The sequence below is a fragment of the Candidatus Melainabacteria bacterium genome (assembly GCA_016193285.1).
In the GTDB taxonomy this organism is placed as follows: domain Bacteria; phylum Cyanobacteriota; class Vampirovibrionia; order 2-02-FULL-35-15; family 2-02-FULL-35-15; genus JACPSL01.
Genome location: JACPSL010000018.1, coordinates 142,374 through 163,886, shown reverse-complemented (window position 1 = coordinate 163,886; position 21,513 = coordinate 142,374). Strand labels below are relative to the sequence as shown.

The 21,513-nt window shown below is 31.3% G+C and carries 20 protein-coding genes; 4 read left to right on the top strand and 16 right to left on the bottom strand.

Annotation, left to right across the window (positions count from 1 at the left end; translation table 11 throughout):
* Positions 1–195 precede the first annotated feature (195 nt).
* Complete coding sequence (gene deoC / locus HYY52_04455) at positions 196–888, bottom strand: deoxyribose-phosphate aldolase (GenBank protein ID MBI2995937.1); 693 nt, start codon at positions 886–888, stop codon at positions 196–198.
* Positions 889–891: 3 nt separating this feature from the next.
* A complete protein-coding gene (gene gyrA, locus HYY52_04450) occupies positions 892–3,396 on the bottom strand; it encodes a DNA gyrase subunit A (GenBank protein MBI2995936.1) in 2,505 nt (834 codons plus the stop codon).
* 76 nt (positions 3,397–3,472) lie between these two features.
* Here gyrA and HYY52_04445 point away from each other — a divergent pair, with 76 nt between their 5' ends.
* The gene (locus HYY52_04445; GenBank protein ID MBI2995935.1) at positions 3,473–3,940 is read left to right on the top strand and encodes a helix-turn-helix transcriptional regulator; all 468 of its coding nucleotides are present in this window, start codon (positions 3,473–3,475) and stop codon (positions 3,938–3,940) included.
* 344 nt (positions 3,941–4,284) lie between these two features.
* Here HYY52_04445 and surE read toward each other — a convergent pair whose 3' ends face one another.
* Positions 4,285–5,052, bottom strand: a complete 768-nt coding sequence (gene surE / locus HYY52_04440) for a 5'/3'-nucleotidase SurE (GenBank protein MBI2995934.1) — start codon at positions 5,050–5,052, stop codon at positions 4,285–4,287.
* Between the two features lie 34 nt (positions 5,053–5,086).
* On the opposite strand from surE, the gene HYY52_04435 reads away from it, so the two are divergent.
* Positions 5,087–6,094: a phosphoribosylaminoimidazolesuccinocarboxamide synthase gene (locus tag HYY52_04435; protein ID MBI2995933.1), complete on the top strand. Its 1,008-nt coding sequence runs from the start codon at positions 5,087–5,089 to the stop codon at positions 6,092–6,094.
* On the opposite strand, the gene HYY52_04430 is transcribed toward HYY52_04435, so the two are convergent.
* Genes HYY52_04430 through HYY52_04395 form a run of 8 tightly spaced genes read right to left on the bottom strand, consistent with a single transcriptional unit; the run spans position 6,027 to position 13,576 of the window.
* Positions 6,027–6,800, bottom strand: a complete 774-nt coding sequence (locus HYY52_04430; GenBank protein ID MBI2995932.1) for a class I SAM-dependent methyltransferase — start codon at positions 6,798–6,800, stop codon at positions 6,027–6,029. The genes HYY52_04435 and HYY52_04430 overlap by 68 nt on opposite strands.
* A 13-nt stretch (positions 6,801–6,813) precedes the next feature.
* On the bottom strand, positions 6,814–7,644 hold the full coding sequence (locus HYY52_04425; protein MBI2995931.1) for a VWA domain-containing protein: 831 nt from the start codon (positions 7,642–7,644) through the stop codon (positions 6,814–6,816).
* Entirely contained in the window at positions 7,631–7,810 is a 180-nt protein-coding gene (locus HYY52_04420; GenBank protein MBI2995930.1) for a hypothetical protein, read from the bottom strand. The genes HYY52_04425 and HYY52_04420 overlap by 14 nt, the downstream gene beginning before the upstream one ends.
* Positions 7,789–8,808: a porphobilinogen synthase gene (gene hemB / locus HYY52_04415; protein MBI2995929.1), complete on the bottom strand. Its 1,020-nt coding sequence runs from the start codon at positions 8,806–8,808 to the stop codon at positions 7,789–7,791. Before hemB ends, HYY52_04420 begins: the two co-directional genes overlap by 22 nt.
* Positions 8,765–10,327, bottom strand: a complete 1,563-nt coding sequence (gene cobA, locus HYY52_04410) for a uroporphyrinogen-III C-methyltransferase (GenBank protein ID MBI2995928.1) — start codon at positions 10,325–10,327, stop codon at positions 8,765–8,767. Before cobA ends, hemB begins: the two co-directional genes overlap by 44 nt.
* Before the next feature lie 12 nt (positions 10,328–10,339).
* Positions 10,340–11,302, bottom strand: a complete 963-nt coding sequence (hemC, locus tag HYY52_04405; GenBank protein ID MBI2995927.1) for a hydroxymethylbilane synthase — start codon at positions 11,300–11,302, stop codon at positions 10,340–10,342.
* A 19-nt stretch (positions 11,303–11,321) separates the two neighbouring features.
* Positions 11,322–12,629, bottom strand: a complete 1,308-nt coding sequence (locus HYY52_04400; GenBank protein MBI2995926.1) for a glutamyl-tRNA reductase — start codon at positions 12,627–12,629, stop codon at positions 11,322–11,324.
* Between the two features lie 23 nt (positions 12,630–12,652).
* Positions 12,653–13,576, bottom strand: a complete 924-nt coding sequence (locus HYY52_04395) for a class II aldolase/adducin family protein (protein MBI2995925.1) — start codon at positions 13,574–13,576, stop codon at positions 12,653–12,655.
* 61 nt (positions 13,577–13,637) lie between these two features.
* On the opposite strand from HYY52_04395, the gene uvrB reads away from it, so the two are divergent.
* Positions 13,638–15,656 (top strand): excinuclease ABC subunit UvrB, encoded by a 2,019-nt coding sequence (gene uvrB / locus HYY52_04390; GenBank protein ID MBI2995924.1) that lies wholly within the window; start codon positions 13,638–13,640, stop codon positions 15,654–15,656.
* A gap of 138 nt (positions 15,657–15,794) precedes the next feature.
* A complete protein-coding gene (locus tag HYY52_04385; GenBank protein MBI2995923.1) occupies positions 15,795–16,934 on the top strand; it encodes a peptidoglycan DD-metalloendopeptidase family protein in 1,140 nt (379 codons plus the stop codon).
* A 14-nt stretch (positions 16,935–16,948) separates the two neighbouring features.
* Here HYY52_04385 and HYY52_04380 read toward each other — a convergent pair whose 3' ends face one another.
* From HYY52_04380 to HYY52_04360, 5 genes are read right to left on the bottom strand one after another with little or no spacing between them, the layout of a single operon-like run.
* Positions 16,949–17,602, bottom strand: coding sequence for a histidine phosphatase family protein (locus tag HYY52_04380; protein ID MBI2995922.1), 654 nt, complete (start codon positions 17,600–17,602; stop codon positions 16,949–16,951).
* Positions 17,603–17,609: 7 nt separating this feature from the next.
* The gene (locus HYY52_04375) at positions 17,610–18,791 is read right to left on the bottom strand and encodes a YibE/F family protein (GenBank protein ID MBI2995921.1); all 1,182 of its coding nucleotides are present in this window, start codon (positions 18,789–18,791) and stop codon (positions 17,610–17,612) included.
* Complete coding sequence (lipA, locus tag HYY52_04370; GenBank protein ID MBI2995920.1) at positions 18,788–19,666, bottom strand: lipoyl synthase; 879 nt, start codon at positions 19,664–19,666, stop codon at positions 18,788–18,790. The genes HYY52_04375 and lipA overlap by 4 nt, the downstream gene beginning before the upstream one ends.
* A 14-nt stretch (positions 19,667–19,680) precedes the next feature.
* Positions 19,681–21,129, bottom strand: a complete 1,449-nt coding sequence (locus HYY52_04365) for a flippase (protein MBI2995919.1) — start codon at positions 21,127–21,129, stop codon at positions 19,681–19,683.
* Positions 21,130–21,139: 10 nt separating this feature from the next.
* Positions 21,140–21,478, bottom strand: a complete 339-nt coding sequence (locus tag HYY52_04360) for a hypothetical protein (GenBank protein MBI2995918.1) — start codon at positions 21,476–21,478, stop codon at positions 21,140–21,142.
* Positions 21,479–21,513: the final 35 nt, after the last annotated feature.

The window sequence follows — 21,513 nt, the reverse complement described above, 5'->3', positions numbered from 1 at the left end:
TAAAATTAAGTCCTTTCAACTTAACTTGGCCGTTATTTCACTTAAATCTGTTCCATGAGTTGAATATTTATTTATGTATTTTAACTCTTAATTGCTGACTATTTTAAATAATTGACCTTTTACTCACCGTAAGTCCTATATTTTTAAAAAGTTGAAAACGATGGAGGCTGGGAAATAAAATTCTGCAAAGCCTTCTTACAAAGCCGTCAGAATATCTGTTCCTTTACTAACCCCTAAAATATGAGCCCCTTCTTCTAAGAGTTGAATTGCTTCTTCACGAGTTCTAATTCCACCTGAAGCTTTAATTCTAATTTTATCTTCACCGTATTGACTTAACTCATCTAATGTGTTTTTAATTAGATTTACAACACTAATATTTGAGACTTTGTCTCCTGCAAAACCAGTCTTTGTCTTAATAACAAGCTTAGCATTTTCTTCATTTGCAATTTTACTTATTACTTGAATAGCTGTCCTGATTTGTTTTTCACTTAAGAGATCTACTTCTAAAATAATTTTTAAAGTTTTACCTTCCATTACTTTAGTAACTGCTTTTAAATCTTTTTTAAAATCTCTGATATTTCCTTCTTTTAAAAATTGATAATTTGCAACAATATCAATTTCATCAGCCCCAAGTTTTAAAATCTCTTTTACGTCTTTAACTCTGCTTTTAGTTAAGCCCTTACCATGAGGAAAGTCACAGACTGAAATTGTTAGGATAGAGTAATTTTCTAATAAATTTTTAACAAACTTTATGTTGCATGGATGAACTACTACTCCTCTAAAATTAAATTTCATTGCATCTGAAACAACTTTTCTTATTTCTTCTTGTGAAACTACTTCAGGATATAAAATACTTTGATCAAAAGTTTTTGCTAAATCTTTACTCATTATTTACTTTGTCTCAACAGGTTCTGTATCTTCACTAACTTTACTTTCTTCTTCTGTATGTTTTGTTACTGAAGCAACATAGTCTTCCTCATCTAGCTTTTGTAATCTTACTCCTGTTGCCATTCTACTTTGACAACTTATGTCTGAAACCTTTGCACGTAATACTACTCCATGAGCTGATGCAATAATAACTTCATCTGTTTCTTTGACAACATCTAATGAAGCTAAATGACTTGATTCAGATTTGAACTTAGTTCCTATTAGTCCTACTCCTGCTCTATTTTGAGTTCTAAATTCTTCTAGTTCAACTCTTTTCCCAAAACCATCTGTAGTAACTAATAATACTTGATCTTTTGAATCTGCAGCAAATGTATCAAAGCCAACTACATAATCACCTTCACGTAAATTAATTGCTCTAACACCTCTTGCTGTTCTACCTAAAGGCCTTAAGTCTTCTTCATTAAACCTTAAAACCATTCCATCATAAGTACCAATAATAATATGATCTTTCCCATAACTTCTTCTAACCCATCCTAATTGATCACCTTCATCAAGGTTCATAGCTACAATTCCAGATCTTCTAACACTTTCAAAATTGTCCATTGAAATCTTTTTTACTATGCCTTGTTTTGTTAACATTACAAAGTAATTATCTTGCTTGAATTCACTTGGTGCATATATTGCTGTAACTTTATCTTCTTGGCTAATTGAAATTAAGTTATACATTGCTTGACCTTTATGTTGCATACTGCCTTCAACAACATCATAAACTTTCGAGCTGAAGACAGATCCTCCTTGAGTAAAGAAAAGCAGAGTATCATGCATGTTTGCTATAAGAAAATGTTCAACTGCATCTTCTTCCCTGGTCTTAATTCCACCCTTGCCTCTTGTTGCTCTGTTTTGTCTTTCAAATTTAGTTAAAGGAATTCTTTTTATATAACCTCTCTCAGTAAGAAAAACAACCATTCTTTCATTTGGAATTAAATCTTCTTCTTTAAATTCCTCTGCAGCAGCTACAATTTTTGTACGTCTTGGATTAGCATATTTTTTCTTTATTTCTGTTAATTCTTGTTTAGCTATATCTAAAATTAATTGTCTTTGAGAAAGAATTTTCTTTAACTCTTTAATTCTTTTGTTAAGTTCTTTATTTTCTTTTTCAATTTTTTCTCTTTCTAATCCAGTTAGTCTTCTTAATTGCATTTCAAGAATAGCACTTGCTTGCAAGTCATCTAAACTAAACTTTTTAATTAAAGCTTCTTTTGCTTTATCTGTATCTTCTGCACCTCTAACTAGTTTTATGATTGCATCTATATTTTCAAGAGCAATTAAAAGTCCTTCTAAAATATGTACTCTTGCTTCTGCTTTTCCTAATTCAAACTTACATTTTCTAGTTATAACTTCAACACGATGCTCAACAAACTCGTTTAATAATTCTTTTAAACTTAAAGTTTTTGGTTGCTTACCTATTAAGGCTAAAGTATTAACTGAGAACGTTTCCTGAATTTGAGTATGCTTATATAAATTATTTAAAACAACATCAGGTTTTGCATCTCTTTTAAGCTTTACAACTACTCGAAGTCCGTCTCTTCCAGACTCATCATTTAAATCAGCAATCCCTGTTATTTTTTCATCTTTTACAAGATCAGCTATTTTATTTATAAGCACCTCAGGGCCAACTAAATACGGCAGCTCAGTAACCACAATCCCTGTTACCATGCCTCTTCCAGAGCTACTTGGTACTTCTTCTATAGAAACATGACCACGAACAGCAATTGATCCTCTACCAGTTTCATATGCTTCTTTAATTCCTGAGACACCCATTATCTGTCCACCAGAAGGGAAATCAGGTCCTTTAATATATTGCATTAAGCCTTCAGTGTTTATATCAGAATTATCAATTAATGCAATAACGCCATCTATAACTTCTCCTAAATTATGAGGAGGAATATTTGTAGCCATTCCAACTGCAATTCCACTGGATCCATTTAGCAACAAAGTAGGTACTTTTGAAGGAAGGATTACTGGTTCTTTTAAGCTGCCATCAAAGTTATCAACAAAGTCAACTGTTTCAAAATCGATATCAGAAAGAATTTCAATTGACAAACCAGTTAACCTTGCTTCTGTATATCTCATGGCCGCTGGTCCATCATCTAAAGAGCCAAAATTTCCATGGCCATCAATTAATGGATATCTTGAACTAAAAGGTTGTGCGAGTCTAACTAATGCTTCGTAAACCGCTGTATCACCATGAGGGTGATATTTACCAAGAACTTCTCCAACTATACGAGCACACTTTTTATAAGGTTTATCAGGTGTTAAACCAAGCTCATTCATTGCAAATAAGATTCGCCTGTGAACTGGTTTTAAACCATCTCTAGCATCAGGAAGTGCTCTACTAACAATTACACTCATGGCATAGTCTATAAAACTACGTCTCATTTCATCTTTAATATCTACTTCTACAAGCTTCCCAACATTTGGTTGTGGAGTATCTTTAGCCTTAGCCATAAGCTACTATTTTAGCGTATTTTAGGTGTAATGACAAGCGTATCTTTAGACGAAAATTGATATAATCTCACACGCAATGAATCTCTCTAAATATCTCCATGGCCCACAAGAAGACTTGCCAAAAACCTTAGCTTCAAGGATTTCATTTATTCGAAATGCAAGGAGAATTCACATACAAGAATTAGCACATCAAGCAAGAGTGTCAATAAAATTACTTGAAGATATAGAAGCTGGAATTGAAACATGGTTGCCTACTGCAATAAGGCAAAGAATTGCAAGAGTACTTAGAGTCGATCCAAATATTTTAAAAGAAGTAGAGACACATAGCCATGTGTCTTTCACTGGAGACATTTTAAAAGATCCTCCACGTGAGTTAGTTGAAAGAATTCAAGAAGAAATTTTATCTAATAAAAAAGATATTAAATGCCCTGTTTGCCAAAACCCTTTAAAGGTCTGGATTCAAGAAGGCCTTGATTTAAATGGTTTACTGGTTAAATCTGCAAAAGGACATTGCACTTCATGTATTTTTCAAATCAAATCCTGATAACTATTTATTATCATTTTAATGACTTAACAAAACTTTAATATGAAGTCCATTATTTTAAGAGTTAAGTAACAGAAATGAAAAACAGATGTAAAATTTTATCAAATTGGAACTTTGTAGTAATAAGGTAATAAAAATATGTCAGAAAAATATGCTTCAAAATTTGTAACTGTTGCAATAATATTTTCTATTACTGCTTACATCCTATTTATAAACTACTTAGTACCAAATGGCCATTGGTACATAAAGTAATGATTAGCTTTAATGGAGAAATTAGCAAGCTTGAGAAAACAACATTGCCTGTAATTGTTTTTCTTGTTTTACTTTTAACTCTTGGATTTTTTTTACAGTTTAATATCTTTTATCCAGTCTTTCAACTCTGGTAACATCTTTTTATTTGTCATGTGAATAGTAACTGGTGTTATTGAAATCTGATTGTTTTTTACTGCAAAGACATCAGTTCCTGGAAGTTCATTTTCTTCAATTGCTTCTCCGGCAAGCCAGTAATAAGTTCTTCCTCTAGGATCAACTCTTTTTACAAAATAATCATTGTAAGGTCTTACTCCTAATTCTGTTATTTCAATACCTGCTATTTCTGAAAGTGGCAAAGGCGGTATGTTTACATTTAACAAAGTTCGTTCAGGGAATTTTATTTCTTTTATTTTTTTAAGTAACTCAACTATAAACTTTACGCTAGGAGTAAAATCTTGTGGTTTATGTTCAGCTAAACTAATAGCAATGCTAGGAATATTGTAAATAGCACCTTCCATTGCTGCACTAACTGTTCCTGAATAAAGTACATCTGAGCCCATATTTGGACCATGATTAATACCTGATAAAACTACTCCAGGTGGATCTTTTAAAATTGCTCCGATTGCAATTTTTACACAATCGCTAGGAGTTCCATCTGTTGAATATGCAGCTTTTACTCCTACTAGATGACTTTCTTCATCTAATCTAAGTGGTCTATGTAAAGTTAGTGAATGACCTGTTGCACTTCTTTCGCGATCAGGTGCAACTACATACACCTCATTACTTTGAACAAGACCTTCAGCAAGAGCTTTAATACCACTAGAATGAATTCCATCATCATTAGAAATTAAGATTTGCATGATCTGATTATATCTCTAAGTTATAATGGTAATCATGCAGATAACTAAAACAAAACCACTCTACTCTGGTAAAGCTAAAGATATCTTTGAAACTGAAGAGGGAGATATTTTACTGGCCTACTTTAGAGATAGTGCTACTGCATTCAATGCTAGGAAAAAAGGTGAAATTCAAAATAAAGGCAAAGTTAATGCAACAATTTCAGCTTTCTTATTTGAACTATTAGAACAAAATGGGATTAAGACTCATTTTATAAAACAAATTTCAGACAATGAACTTCTAGTAAAAAAAGTAAAAATTATTCCACTTGAAGTTATTGTTAGAAATATTGCTGCAGGAAGTCTTTGTAAAAGATTAGGAATAAAAGAAGGAAAAATACTAAAAGAACCAATACTTGAGTTTAATTATAAAAATGATGAGTTAGGAGATCCTCTTCTTACAAGATCTTATATTAAAAACGCACTTGAAATTACAGAAGATACAATGCTTGACTTGATAACTGATATTTCACTAAAAGCAAATGAAGTATTTAAAGACTTTTTCTTAAAAATTGGAATAAAAGTCGTAGATTTTAAGTTAGAGTTTGGACTAGATAAAACTGGTAATTTACTTTTAGCAGATGAACTTTCACCAGATAATTTTAGATTTTGGGATAGTAAGACAAATGAAAAACTAGATAAAGATCGCTTCAGACATGACTTGGGTAATGTTGAAGAAGCTTACCAGGAAATGTTAAAGAGAGTAAGAGAAGGAATAGAGACCAGAGACCAGAGACCAGAGACCAGAGACCAGAATTCACAGTTCTACTCTATAAAAGTTCAAGTTCTTCCTAAAGCCGATATTCTTGATCCACAAGGACAAGCTGTAGAAAAGGCATTGAGTTCACTTGGATATAAAGATGTAAAAGATTTAAAAATTGGGAAAGAAATTGTATTTAGAATAAACGCGGATTCCAAGGAAAAAGCAAAATCCCAAGTTATTGAAATGTGTGAGAGACTTTTAGCAAATCCTGTGATTGAAGATTATGTAATTGAAATACAATGACATACCTTAGCGGCAAAAAAAATGTTGGAATAATAGTCAATGATTGCTCTTTAAGTCCTTCTGGAACAAATTTCTTAAAAGATTTTAAATCTAAGCTGTGGATATGCCAGTCATTATGTTTTTGTATTTTGGGAAACAACTTGTCATAGATTTTAAATGAGTCAATAATTTCTTTTAAATTATTTATCAAAGGTTCATTTGGAATGGATACAATTATTAATCCATCCTTCTTAAGGACTCGACTTAATTCTCTTAAAACAATCTTTGGATCAATTACATGTTCTAAAACCTCAGTACAGACAATGTAATCAACTGAATTGTTTTCAAATGGCAAATCCTCAGCAAATCCTTTAAGAAGCCTTGCTTTATTACCTATTCTCTTGTGTGTTTTCTGCCTCCACTCATCCAATGGTTCTATTCCAATTAAATTAGTTGTTTTAATTTTTCTTAGAATTTCTTCAAGAACCTGGCCAGTTCCACAGCCAACTTCAACAATGACTGGATCTATATGATTATTTTCTTGCATATGTTTTTTAATTAAACTACTTATAGTTGTTAATCTCATTTTTTCAATCCACAATATAACTGGATGTGAGTGCTCATAATAAAATTCCTGGTCAAAGCTCTTAGACATTTCTTCATTCCATACAATAAAGTCCTTATTAGGCTTTTGATCTTTTAATTTAAATTGTGTGTTTATAGACATAATAAATCTTTTATTACTTTCTAGACTTTCTTTTTAAAATCAACTTTTCAGATTGAAGTTTTGGTAAGTTTTCATAGCCTTCAGTTTCTTCACTTTTTACTTTAACTTCTTTTCCAATCATTGTAATAATTCTTCCTGTAACTGTTTTATTTATACTTTCTGAAAGACTTCTTGTAAGTTCTTCTGCACTATCAGCAGCAAAATATCTTCCACTAGTGTTTAATGCAATACACTTAAGTTGCTGCCTCGCTGCCCAATCATCTTTTATGCCAAAGCCTACAACATCGATTTTCAAGTCAATATTTGAGGCTTTTAAAGTATGTGCTAATTGACAAGGGTCTCCACCACAGGTTTCTAAGCCATCACTAATTAGAATGATTGACCTCTCACCCTGATAAGGTGAAAGATCCTGAACTGCTTGTGAAAGAGAATAAGTTATTGGTGTAAAACCTCTTGGTAAGATTTGATAAATTTCAGAAATAATTAGTCTTCTATTTTCTACACCAGGTAAAACAAGTAATCTTGAATCGTTGCAATCAATGCTAGGATTTCCTGTGGCTATACTTAAACCATAAACCCTAAGTCCAATGTTTACATCTGAATCAGCATTTGAAATAACATTTTCTAAAACTCTTTTTGCAATATGGATTTTTGTTTCACCACGAATTTTTTCTTCCATACTTCCTGATGCATCAAACACAATTAAAATTGTTCTTTTATTTACAGAATATGGATTTTCATTATTTTCTTTGTTGCTAAGAAATGGATTTTCATTTCCTGCAAAAACAACTAAAGTGTTTAAAACAAAAATTAATAAAAACAAAAATAATTTATTTCTTATCATCAAAAACTGAATATTTTGCTTCTTCTTCATCACCAGTAAACTCACCAGACTTTCTACCCCAAATATATAATGCTAAAGCAACAATAGCAAATATAATGCATATTGCAAAAGCACCATAATATGCTGCTCCTAGCCCAGCCTGATTTAATATACAATTTGGGCACATGAGAGTAAGTTATGGATATCTTTTGCAAAGTAACTAATTATAATATCTGCTCCTGCACGTTTAATGCTAGTAAGCATTTCAAGAATTGCATTTTTTTCATCAATCCATCCATTTTGTGCTGCAGCTTTTATCATTGCATATTCTCCAGAGACATTATATGCAGCAATTGGGAGATTAGTTCTTTCTTTTACCGCTGAAATAATATCTAAATATGCAAGTGCTGGTTTTACCATTATTATGTCAGCACCTTCTTTTTCATCCAATATAGCTTCACGAATAGCTTCGCGCTTATTTGTAGGATTCATTTGATATGATTTTCTATCACCAAATTGTGGTGCTGATTTAACAGCTTCTCTAAACGGCCCATAAAAGGCACTTGCATATTTTATTGCATAACTCATAACTAGTACATCTTGAAAACCATTTTCGTCCAGTGCTTTTCTAACTGTTCCAACCATTCCATCCACCATTCCAGAAGGTGCAATTATATCTGCACCACTAGCTGCTTGTGAAATAGCAGTCTTTTCTAAAATTTCTAATGTAAGATCATTTGAAATTGTTATATTCTGTAGAGACGTGGTTAACCGCGTCTCTACAACTCCACAATGTCCATGCTCCATATATTCACAAAGACAAGTATCATTTACAAGTAAGATTTCTGGAAAGTGTTCTTTAATTTTTTTATTTGCCTTTTGGACTACTCCATTTTCATTCCAAGCAGATGAAGCTTGGTTATCTTTATTTCTTGGTATGCCAAAAATAATTATTGATTTAATTTTATTTTCTAAAAGTTCTTCTACATATTTCAAGGTTCTGTCTACAGAAAATTGATAAATCCCCGGCATAGAATTTATTTTAATTTCAGGCTCATTGCCTTCATGAATAAAGACTGGGGCTATGAATTGTACTGGAGATAAAATTGTCTCCTGAACAAGGTTTCTAATTACCTCACTTTTACGCAGTCGTCTTGGTCTTGATTTTAGAATTTGATCTTGCATAATATTTTTCCATTGAATTAATTAAACCATCTTCTGTAAAAGGATCTGCAATAATATCAACTTTACCAAATAATTGTTTGACTGTATCTGAGGTTTTATCCCCAATTGTTGCTGTTAGAGACGCGATTAATCGTATCTCTACATCATATTTTTCAATTAATTTTGCAAAATGTCTTGCTGTACTTGAACTAAAAAAAGTAATAACGTCTATCCCTTCTTTAATTTGATTTATTATTTCTTGGTCTAACTCATTTACAAAATTTGCCTCGTAAATTGGCCAATGGGTTATCTGTAGAGACGTTGCACGCAACGTCTCTACCTGCGTTGGATGTAAAATCTTTTTATCTTTTAAATTTATTCTTTCTGATAATTCATTAATTAAATCATCAAATGAAAACCTCTTTGGTACAAAGTCTGGCTTAATATTATGTTTCTCTAATTCTAATTTTGTTTTATAACCAACAGCAGCTATTTCATTATTTGCAAGAACTCTAGAATCAAAATAATTCTTATTTAAAATTTCAAAAAAATACCTTACTGCATTTTGACTTGTAAAAAATATCCAATTAAACTTTGACAAATTATTTATAATATTTTTGTTGTAAATTTCTTTCTCAACAATTTCATAACTAACAATAGGACAATTAATTGGCTTTGTGCCCATATCAAGTAGTTTGGAAACAAAAGAAAAAGATTGCTCTTTTGATCTTGTAATTAAAATCTTTTTCCCAAACAATGTTTTTGTCTCAAACCAGTCTAATATACTTTTATAATTAACTACCTTACCAATTATAATCACTGAAGGGGCTTTAACCTCATACCTTTTTATGTTATAAGAAACATCTTGCAAAGTAGTAAGAACTGATTTTTGCTTATTTGTCGTACCCCAATAAATTATTGCAACAGGAGTATCTTTAGAACGTCCTAAAGAAACTAGTTTTTCAGCTATCTTAGGCAGATTCTTAACCCCCATTAAAAGTACAAGAGTATTGTTAACAACTTCAAAGTCTTTCCAGTTAATTGAATTATTTAAATCAAATGGATCTTCATGAGCAGATATGACAGTAAAAGAGCTACTACAATCCCTATGAGTTAAAGGTATTCCACTATAAGCAGGAACAGCAGAAATACTAGACACTCCTGGAATAAATTCAAAATTTATATTGTTTTTCTTTAAGAACAATGCTTCTTCGCCACCACGACCAAAAACGTTTGGATCGCCACCTTTTAAACGGCAAATAATTTTGTAATCCTTAGATAGCTCAAGTAAAAGATTATTTATTTTTTCTTGATTAACTGACTCTTCTTGCTTATAACCAACCTTGCCTACGTAAACAATTTTTACACCCTTATTTAAAAACAAGGCAAGTTCTAAGATTTCTTTTGAAACTAAGTTATCATAAGCAATAACATCTGCTCTTTCAATAATTTCTTTAGCCTTTAATGTTAGTAAGCCAGGATCCCCGGGACCTGCACCTGTAATGTATACAATAGAATTGTTTTGTTTTCCATGTTCCATATAACTACAATATCACACCCTTACAATCTCTTGAAGAATTTCTTTTCCACCTAATTGCAGTAACCTTTCTGCTAATTCTTTCCCAAGTCTATAACAACCCTCTATATTTTGTTCTCTTAGTTCTAGTCTATAGTCTATGGTCTCTAGTCTATGGTCTTTGACTATTTTTTTTCCATCCAGACTTGCAATCATTCCATATAAAGTAATTTTATTATTTGCAATTTCTGAATAAGCGCCAATCGGTACTTGACAACCACCTTGCAAGGTTTCTAAAAATGCTCGCTCTACAATTGAACTTAAATATGTTTCTTGATCATTGAGTTTAGAAATTAGTTCTTCTACTACTCTTTCTTCTCTGATTTCAATTGCTAGTGCTCCTTGTCCAATAGCAGGCAAAATTTCTTTTGGGTTAAAATGTTCAGTAATCTTGTTTTCAAAACCTAATCGTTTTACCCCGCTGTAAGCTAGGACTATTCCATCATGTTTTCCTTCTTCAAGCTTTCTAATCCTTGTATCGAGATTTCCACGAAGGTCAATGTACTCCAAATCAGGTCGCAACGCCTTTAGTTGAGCAATTCTACGAAGGCTTGAAGTACCTATTTTTGCCCAAGGGGGCAGACCCCTTAATGGGGTCAGACCCCTTGTAATCAATACATCATGTGGACTCTCTCTTTTTAATACGGCTCCTATTTTTAGTCCGCTTGGTAATTTTGTTGGCAGATCTTTTAAGCTATGCACTGCTAAATCAATTTCTTTTTTAAGAAGTGCATCTTCAATTTCTTTTGTAAAAAATCCTTTCCCACCAACTTTTGAAAGAGCAACATCAGTAATATGATCACCTTTTGTTTTTATTTCTTTTAAATTAATTTCAAGCTCTGGATAAAATCTTAATAGCTTGTCTTTTACATAATTTGCTTGCCAACAAGCAAGCTTGCTAGAGCGGGTACCAATTATTAATTTTGATTTTACAGTCACGAGTCTCTAGGTAGAAACACTAAATATCAAATAATTTTTTTACTATTTTTAACTCTATTGAACCTGTTGAATCTTTTAAATTTGTAATTGGTGTATGGAATATACTGTTAATAATATTCCTTGTAATATATTCCACTTCCTTGGCAGTAAAAGTAGACTTGCTGCTATTAAATTTCATAAGTTTTTCTGTTCTTATTTTCTCAACTTTTTCTTTTAGCTCTTTAATTAATAATTGAACACTTTGATTTGAAATCTGCTCAATAAATTTATTTTTTCCTTCTTGGATCATCTCTTCTGTCTTACTTAAATCCTTAATATTTATAGTAGTTGTTTGATTGTAAATAGTTTGCAAGCTATCAATATCATAGAGATGAACATTTGGTAGTTTCCCAAATTCAGAATCAATATTTCTCGGCATTGATATATCAAAAATAAAAAGTTCTTTATTTTGATTTTTTCTTACCTTGTTAAACTGCTCTGCAAAAATTATAAAATGAGGTGCACCTGTTGCTGCAATTACAATGTCTACATCATTCATGGTTTCATAAACATTTTCAAAAGGGACTGATCTGTCGATTTTATACTTATAGGGAAATTCTATAATCCTGTGAGGTGATTTATTCAATACAACTGTTTCTTTTGAACCACTGATTTTTAGGATGTGTTCAAGTACTAGTTTTGCCATGCGTCCTGCACCTAAAACCATCACTTGTTTTGTTTTAAGCGGCCCAGCTATCTTATTTGCTAATTCAACTGCAGCAGAGCTAATTGACTGTGAACTTTTTGAAATGTTTGTATTTTTGTGAACTTCCTTTGCAGTCTGAATAATTTTCTGGAATAAAAGTTCAAGTGTTTTATTTAATGTCTTTTCTTTTTGAGCATAAAAATAAGCTTCTTTTACTTGAGATAAAATTTGCTTTTCACCTATTACTAAACTATCTAAACCACTTGCTAGCTTAAATGCATGATTAATTACTTCAATATTAGAAATTACAGAGCTGTATTCCTTAGCAACCCTTTGTTCAATATTTAAACTAGCATTTAAAAAAATGTAGATTTCATTAATGGATTGTTCTAAATTGTCAGAGACAAAATAAATCTCGGTTCTGCTACAGGTACTAAGAATTAAAAAAGCTTTTAATGATTTATATTTTTTAGGATTTTGATAAGTTTCTTTTAAGGAACATTCTGGTATAGCAAATTTTTCTCGAATTGGAATTGGAGCTGTTTTGTGACTTACAGTAAATAAATAAAGATCTTTTAAAGCTGGGTTTTCAATCTTTTTCTTTTTAAGAGTTAAATCTTGAAATTCTTTTGTAAGAAGCATAATTCAACTTTGATTTTATCATGTCATGTCTTTGTAAATCGTCCTAATATCATACTTAAGGAGGATGCTGTTAGTTCTCTTGCAAGCTGTTCTTTTTCATCACTTGTTAGTTTTTGGGAATAATTTGTACGTTGTAAAGTAGCTAGCATTAATTCATTAGATAGATTTAAAAGCCTTTGGAAAAGGGGAGAATTTCCATCTGTAAGTTTCTTTAAGAGATTTTTAAGTTTAAATGTTTGTAATGAAGATTGAAAAAGTTTTTTACCTTCCCTGTCTTCTAATTCTTTTCCATAAGTTTCATGTCTTTGTTTTATAAGCTCATTAACATCTACTTCATCTAAAGTTTTAATATCGCCAAGTGTATGTGCAAAGTACATTATTTTTGCAGCATGTTCTAAAGACTCTAGCTTACAATAAGCATTAAAAATATCTTTTCCAACTGTAACTACTCCGTGCCTTTCTAAAATAACTGCATCATGTTTTTCAATATAAACTCCAACTAGTTCTCCCAGCTTATTTGTTCCAGGCTCTCTATAAGGAACAGTAGGTATTTCTCCAAGAAGGACAATTGTTTCTGGAATGACTGGTTGATTAAAATCTATACCAGCAACTGAAAAAGAAACTGTAGCAGGTGGATGAGCATGAACAACTGCTTTGATATCTGTTCTCTTCTTATATGCTTCAAGATGTAAAGATAGTTCACTAGTTAGTTCTCTACTACCATTGGAAATAATGTTTCCATTCATGTCAACAACTACAAAATCAGATACTTCAATAAGTCCTTTATGAGTATTTCTTGGAGTAACTAAAATTAATTCATTGTTAATTTTTAAAGAAAAATTACCTTCCATTCCAGAAACTAAACCTCTTTTGTAGGCCAAGTTACAAACCTTTTTAAGATCTTCTCTACATGTAGCTTCAGATAATGGTTTTGTTTCAATTGGCATATGTAATATATTACCTTATCACTCATCCCTCATCTTTTCTCAGGGTAATATTATATTGATTATGACAACTAAGACTTCAAGATTTGAGATCGTGGCTCCTTTTAAGCCAGCTGGTGATCAACCAAAGGCCATTAAAGAACTAGAAGAAGGAATTAAAAAAGGTTGTAAGTATCAAACATTACTTGGTGTAACTGGCTCTGGAAAAACTTTTACAGTTGCAAATATAATTGCAAAAGTTCAAAAGCCTGCACTTGTAATTGCTCACAATAAAACTCTTGCAGCACAACTTTGTAACGAGTTTAGAGAATTTCTTCCTAATAATGCAGTTGAGTATTTTATAAGTTACTATGACTATTATCAGCCTGAGTCATATATCCCTCAAACAGATACTTATATAGAAAAAGTTGCAAGTGTAAATGATGAGATTGACAGACTTCGCCACTCCACAACACGCTCAATATTTGAAAGAGATGACATGATAACAGTTGCATCCGTTAGCTGCATATATGGGCTTGGAACCCCAGAGCTGTATTATGATTCAGCTATAGAAATTAAAAAAGGACAAGAAATTAATCGCGAGAAATTGGTTCGTGGTTTAGTAAATATTTACTATGAAAGAAATGATATAGAATTCACACGTGGAAAATTTAAAGTACGTGGAGAAATACTTGATATTTTCCCAATATATGAAGAAGAAATTCTAAGAATAGATTTCTTTGGAGATGAGATAGAAAATCTATCGATGATTGATCCAGTTTCTGGAGAAGTAAAATCAACAATTCCTGAAATTAAAATTTATCCAGCAAAACACTATGTGGCAGATGAAGAAAGTATTGAATCAGCTTGCAAGCAAATTAATGAAGAATTAAAAGAAAGATATGAAGATTTGAAATCTCAAGGAAAGGATCTCGAAGCAGCAAGACTCTGGCAAAGAACAAAGTTTGATCTTGAAATGTTAAAAGAAGTTGGTTACTGCACAGGGATAGAAAATTACTCAAGGATTTTAGAAGGACGAGAACCAGGTCAGCCGCCAACAGTGTTAGTTGATTATTTTAATAGAAGATATGGAAAAGATGGCTGGTTATGTTTTATTGATGAATCACATGTAACAATACCTCAAATTGGAGGAATGTATCATGGTGATGCTTCCAGGAAAAATACATTAGTTGAATATGGTTTTAGATTGCCTTGTGCAAAGGATAACAGGCCATTAAAGCCTGATGAATTCTGGTCAAGGATTCCACAAACAATTTTTGTCAGTGCAACACCAGGAGATTATGAATTAAAAATAAGTGAGCAAATAGTTGAACAAATTATCAGACCAACTGGATTAGTTGATCCAGAAATTGAAATAAGACCAACTAATGGACAAATTGATGATTTAATTCATGAAATAAAAATCAGGACTTTAAAAAAAGAAAGAATACTAATTTCAACTCTTACAAAAAGAATGGCTGAAGATTTAACAGCATATCTTGCTGGCTCAAATTTAAAAGTCCGGTGGCTACATAGTGAGATTGTTGCTTTAGACAGAATAGAAATTCTAAGAGACTTAAGGTTAGGTGAATTTGATGTGTTGGTTGGTGTAAATCTTTTACGGGAAGGTTTAGACTTACCTGAAGTTTCTCTTGTATGTATTATGGATGCTGATAAAGAAGGATTTCTTAGGGCAGAGAGAGCACTTATTCAAATGATTGGAAGAGCTGCAAGGAATGCAGCAGGAAAAGTAATTTTTTATGCTGATAAAACTACAGACTCAATGAAAAAAGCAATTGATGAAACAGAACGAAGAAGAAAATTACAAACAGAGTTTAATAAAGAACATAATATTACACCAAAAACAATTGTTAAAAGTCATGCAAATCCACTACTTGAATCATTGCGCACAAACAAAGATATAGAAGAAATAGTAGCTGATGAACTTGCATATGAAAAGCTTGATCTTAAAGAACTTCCAAGAGTATTAAAAAAAGTAGAACAACAAATGAAAAACGCAGCGCTATTATTAGACTTTGAAAGAGCAGCAAAGTTACGCGACGAGTTGCACACTTTAAAAGAATTATCAAAAACAAAAACGTGATAAAATACCTCTTATGATGGATTTTTTTAGAAAGCACTCACGAATCATAGTACTCATTATGTTAATATCGTTTCTAGTGGTTTCTGTAGTTCCAGTACTCTTTATTTTTGCTTATAATAAACAATAATTTTTAATTCCATGAAGAAAACAAATCAAATCTTTTTAACTATAGTTTTATTGCTACTGATTATATTTTCAAATCTTCCAACCTATTCGAAGAGTTCAAGTAAATCAAGGGTACTTAAGGACTTAGAACAAAAAGGAGAATACTTAAGAAAAAAAATAGAAGAAACTAAGGAAAAAGAAAAAGTTGCAGTTGGCAGGCTTACAGAAATACAAAAGAAACTTTACTCTACTCAAGAAAAACTAAAAAGGAACAAGCTTCAGCTTTCTAGTACACAAAATGATCTTGAATCCACTGAGGAAAAGCTCTCAGAACTAAAGACAGATTATTCAGGTTTAAGAACTGATGCTGCAGCTAGAATTAAACAAATTTACCAAGGTCAAAGATTGAGAGTTTTAGAAACTCTGTTAAAGACACCTAATCTTACAGATTTTTTAGATTACCTGTACTATCAAAAATTACTTGTAGTACAAGACAAAAACCTTCTAGAAAGACTTGAACAACAGTCCAAGGAAATTGGAAATTATAAAGATCGTCTTGCGGTACAAAAAATTAAGTTTACAAATATTGTAACTGAAATTGAAGAACAAAAAAAACTTATTTCTAAAGAACATAAGGCTCAATCAAACATAGTAAGCAAGCTTCGGACAGAAAGAGCTGCTTATGAACAAGCAGAAAGACAATTGGAAAGAGAATCTCAGCAGCTTATTAGTGAAATAAACCAACTTATTGGGGAAAGTGATTTTTCAGGTTCATTTATAGGTGGCAGTGGTGCATTTTCTTATCCAATTATGGGCAGACTAACTTCACCATTTGGTTTAAGAAGACATCCTATTTTTAGAGTGGTTAGTTTTCACAGTGGTGTAGATCTAGCTGCACCTTTTGGAACACCAATAATGGCATCAGATAGTGGAAGAGTAATTTTTAACGGTTGGTACGGTGGTTATGGAAAAGTTGTTATTGTAGATCATGGTATGAGTTTTTCAACACTTTATGCTCACTTAAGCAGAGACAATGTTTCTAAAGGAAAAACAATAACAAAAGGAGATATAGTTGGATATGAAGGTCAAACCGGTTATTCAACTGGACCACACTTACATTTTGAAGTTAGAAAAAACGGCAGACCACAAAACCCGCTTAATTACTTAAGGTAAGAAGTTTAATTAATTTAATTAACATTTAAACTCCATATCATTGCATGTTTTTTGCTTATATGAACTTCTGTAATAGAGCCACATTCAGTTTTTAAGTACCAAAACTTATTTATTTTTGTGCCTAATAAATTTAAGACAAAAAGTCTAATTGGTCCTGAGTGAGTCGTTACAATAATATTTTTACCTAAATACTTTTTTAATACAGTCTTATAAAATTTTTTTACTCTTTTATTTAAATCAAGTACTGATTCACCTTTTGGAGTCCTGTTCTTAAAAGGATCTTTTACCCAAGAATAATAATTTTTAGGGTCTTTTTGTCTAACATCCCAAAAACTTTTCCCATCCCACGTGCCTTCTGATTTTTCCATTAAGTTTTTATCTATGATGATTCTAGAGGCAGGCGCAAGGCCTGCCCTTACAAGCTCTTGTGAGATTATATTTGCTGTATGTTTTGCTCTCTTTAAAGGGCTTGAAATAATAAAACTTATTTTTTCTTTCTTTGCAATTTTTAATAACTTGCTTGCAACTCTTCTTGCATCTTTTAAACCTTGCTTGTTTAAATCCAAGTCTAACTGGCCAAACAATAATCTAAGTTTATTTGCTTTTGTCTCCCCATGACGAACAAAGTATATTTTCGTTACACATTCTTTGTAATCAAGGATATCCATATTTTTTCTAATCGCCGGTTCGTCCCTTCGCCGGTTCGCTAGCTCGTGCTGCTAAAAAACTCATTATTAAAGCAGTAACTGGCACTGAAATTACAAGTCCAATACTTCCAGCAATAGCTGCAGTTATTTCTGAGACTACAAGCTCTAAGTTTAAAAACTTAGTAGGGTTTTTTTCATAGCTAATTAGCAAAAGCAATGGCAATGCCATTCCTGTATATGCCAAGACCAATGTATTAGTCATAGTTCCCATGATATCTTTTCCAATATTCATACCTGATGTAAATAATTTTTTAACAGTGTAATTTGGATTTGCTGTTTTAATTTCATAAATAGAACTTGAAATTGAAATTGCTACATCCATAATTGCTCCAAGACATGAGATAATCATGCCACTAGCAAGTAAACCTTTAAAATTTATTTCATACAGTTGGTTTCCCCAAAGTATCATTGCTTCAGTACTTGCAAGTCCTGAGAGTGGTGCAGTTTTAATTACAACTGTAGCAATTAACCCGCTAAAACTAACTCCAATAACAGTACCTAGAGTACTTGCTAAAGATTTTACATTAATGCCTGCTACAAGCATCATTGTAACTGCAGTTGCAAGAAATGAAACTATTACTGCAATTAAAAGAGGATTAATTCCTTTTATTACACAAGGGATTAAAAAGAATGCAATAAGTAAAATTGTTGCAGCTAACGAAAATATTGTTCTAATTCCTTTAACACCACCGACCACTATAAGCACAACTAAAAAAGCACTAAACAAATACCAGACAAAATGCTCCCGATAGTAATCAATAATGAAATAATCTTCACTGCCTGTTTCTAAGTTTTCTACTTTTGTAATTAAATATTTTCTTCCAACCTCACCAAAAATTGAGAAAGCAGGATTGTCAGGGATGATGTTAGTTGTAACTCTTTTTTTATTTTTATCAACTCCTGAAACAATTTTAAGAAGTAATTGTTGTACTCTTTGTTTGTTTCCGCCAGGAAGTTCTTCTTCATTGTCTGAAATTATTTTTATTACTTTAGCAGTGCAATATGATTCGCTAATATTTTTAGATTCTTCTTCTTTTATTTTTGGCTCTTCTTTATCTAAAGATAACTTGCTTACAGAAATCCCCAGGCTTAAAAAAGAAATAAGCATGATGAGAAGAACTAACAAATATTTTGGTTTCTTTTCCATCACTGTTGATGCAACTTTTCAGCATGATAAGAACTTCTAACTAATGGTCCGCTAAATACTTTTTTAAAACCAATTTTTAAAGCTATATCTTTTAGGTTTTCAAACTCACTTGGTTTAAGATATCTAAAAACAGGACAACTATCTTGTGTTGGTTGCATATATTGTCCAAGAGTAAGATAATCACATTTATATAAAAATAAATCCTCAATTACTTGTATAACTTCTTTTATTTCTTCACTTAAACCAAGCATCATTCCAGACTTTGTAGTTATGTTTGGATTTAGATCTTTTACATAGTTTATTAACTCTAGAGATCTTTTATAAATTGCACCAGGCCTAACTATCCGATACAATCTTGGCACTGTTTCTAAATTATGATTATAAATATCTGGAGAAGCGTCTACTACCCTTTTAATACATTCTTTGCTACCTCTAAAGTCTGGAGTTAAAACTTCAATTACTACTTTAGGGATTATCCCGCGAATTGCATAAATAGTTTTTGCAAATTGACTGGAACCTTGATCAGGTAAATCATCTCTATTTACTGAAGTTATAACAATGTGTTTTAAGTCAAGCACTTTAGCTAATAGTGCAATATTTTTGGGTTCATCTTCATTAGGCAACATGGTAGGTTTGCCTTTTAAAACACTACAAAAAGTACAACCTCTTGTACAAATATTTCCATTAATCATAAAAGTTGCTGTACCGCTTGAAAAACATTCATTTTTATTTGGACAACGAGCGCTTTGACAAACTGTATTTAAGTTAAATTCCTGAATTAAAGCATGAACTTTTCTTGACTCTTCACTTAATAAAACATTCTTCTGGAGCCATTCGGGAAGGCGGGATGATTTTTTTATTTTCGTACCAATTGACATTTTTAATAATCATATCACTCTCTAGCAATGATTTTCATGAAAAGATCTTTATCTTCTTTATTAAATAATCTTGTAACAAAAAGAAACAACAGATAACTAACATATAAAAATATGATTTGAACAAATATATTAATTTTACTAAGGAAAAACAATGTAAGAAACAAAGCCAATAAACCAGAAGTTAAAGGCTTTAAGAACAAAACAAAAATATTTTGCAAATCCCATATTGAATATTTAATGCCAGAAAACACAAGCATTAAGGCGAAAACTATTTCGCTTATGATTGTTGCTGCAGCTGCTCCATACATAAAAAACTTAGGAATTAAAATTAAATTCAAAATTACACTTAATCCACTTGTAATGCCTTGAAAATAAACCATCTTTTTATGCTTGTTCATGGCAATATAAAATAAGTTAAAAGGTGTTTCTACAAAACGTAAATAAATAAATAAACTAAACAACTTAACAAGTGGAATTGCAAGATCGTATTTCTTGCCAAAAATAAGATGAATAATTGAATCAGAAAAAAAATAAATTGATATAACAAGAGGAGTTGCAAAAATTGTCATGTATTTAAACAAGATCTTAAAAACTCTTACATTTGAAGAGTAAGTATCATTGTTATTGTTACCTAATAACCTGTACATTGTTGGTAGTAGAGCAAACTTAACTTGATTTGGTAAAAGATTTGCAATTCTTGTAAATCTTATTGCAGCACCATAAATCCCAACTGAATGTAAATCACTAAAAAACGACAATAATACTGTGCTGATTTTTGCATAAATGCCTAGAAAAAAATCACTAAAACTAAATATTACTGAGTCTTTAAAAAATTCATTTAATAGATTTAACTGTAACTTTGGTTTCAGTAGCATTACAGTATTAATTAAAGAAATAAGAAAAGTAACAAGGCTGAAAATCATAATTGCTAATGCAAGAGAAAAAACTGAGCTTTTAATTGATAAAGCACATATAATGATTATTAAATTCAAACAAGTTCTCAACACTCTAAAAAACGAGATTAATTTAAAACTTCCTAAAATTCTTCTAATGCTACTAAACAAAGTTCCATAGCTATCAAAAATCAAACTAATAATAAAAAAAGTAACTATAATTATTTCATTATTTCTATAACCAGCAATAAGTCCAAAAATTATAACTAAAAAAATTGTTGGTACTATTAAAATGCTTTTAACAAAAAGTGCATTCCCAAAACTAGCTTGAGCATTTTTAATTTCTGTAGAACCAAACTTAAGTAAGGTTTTGTTAATTCCAAAATCACTGAAAAATTGAAAAAGTCCTACAAAGGAAAAAATTGCTGAATAAAGTCCAAACTGCTCAACGCCTAGTGTTCTTGCGATAAAACCAACAGTTATTACATTTAAACCAAGTGTAGCAAAAGAACTTGAAAGCAAATAAAAGATACCAAAAGTAAGCTTTTTGGAGAGAGGTTCCTTTTTCACGCTTCCTATATTATTGTTCTTCTTCTAAATTAGCAACCAAAGTAATTTGATTTATAACAAGTTCAGACAATTCAAAATCATTCATCTTGCTAAATGCATTCCATGTCGATCTTAGCCACTTTAACTGTAGATAGTCACAGTTACCGTTCAAGCATTCAGAAATAAAATTATCAACCTTTGGGTATTTACGATAGTAATATACAGCAGCTGTAATATCAGCTGAGCATGAAAGTGATATTTTAAAGGGACTATTTCTAGAATGGTTTTTACATAAATCTATAAACCTACTTAAAATTTCAAATGAATCAATTTTTAATTCATTTTGATCTAGCTGTAAGTCATTTTCCATATCAATAATAAAAAGCAAGGCTTAATAATCTTTTG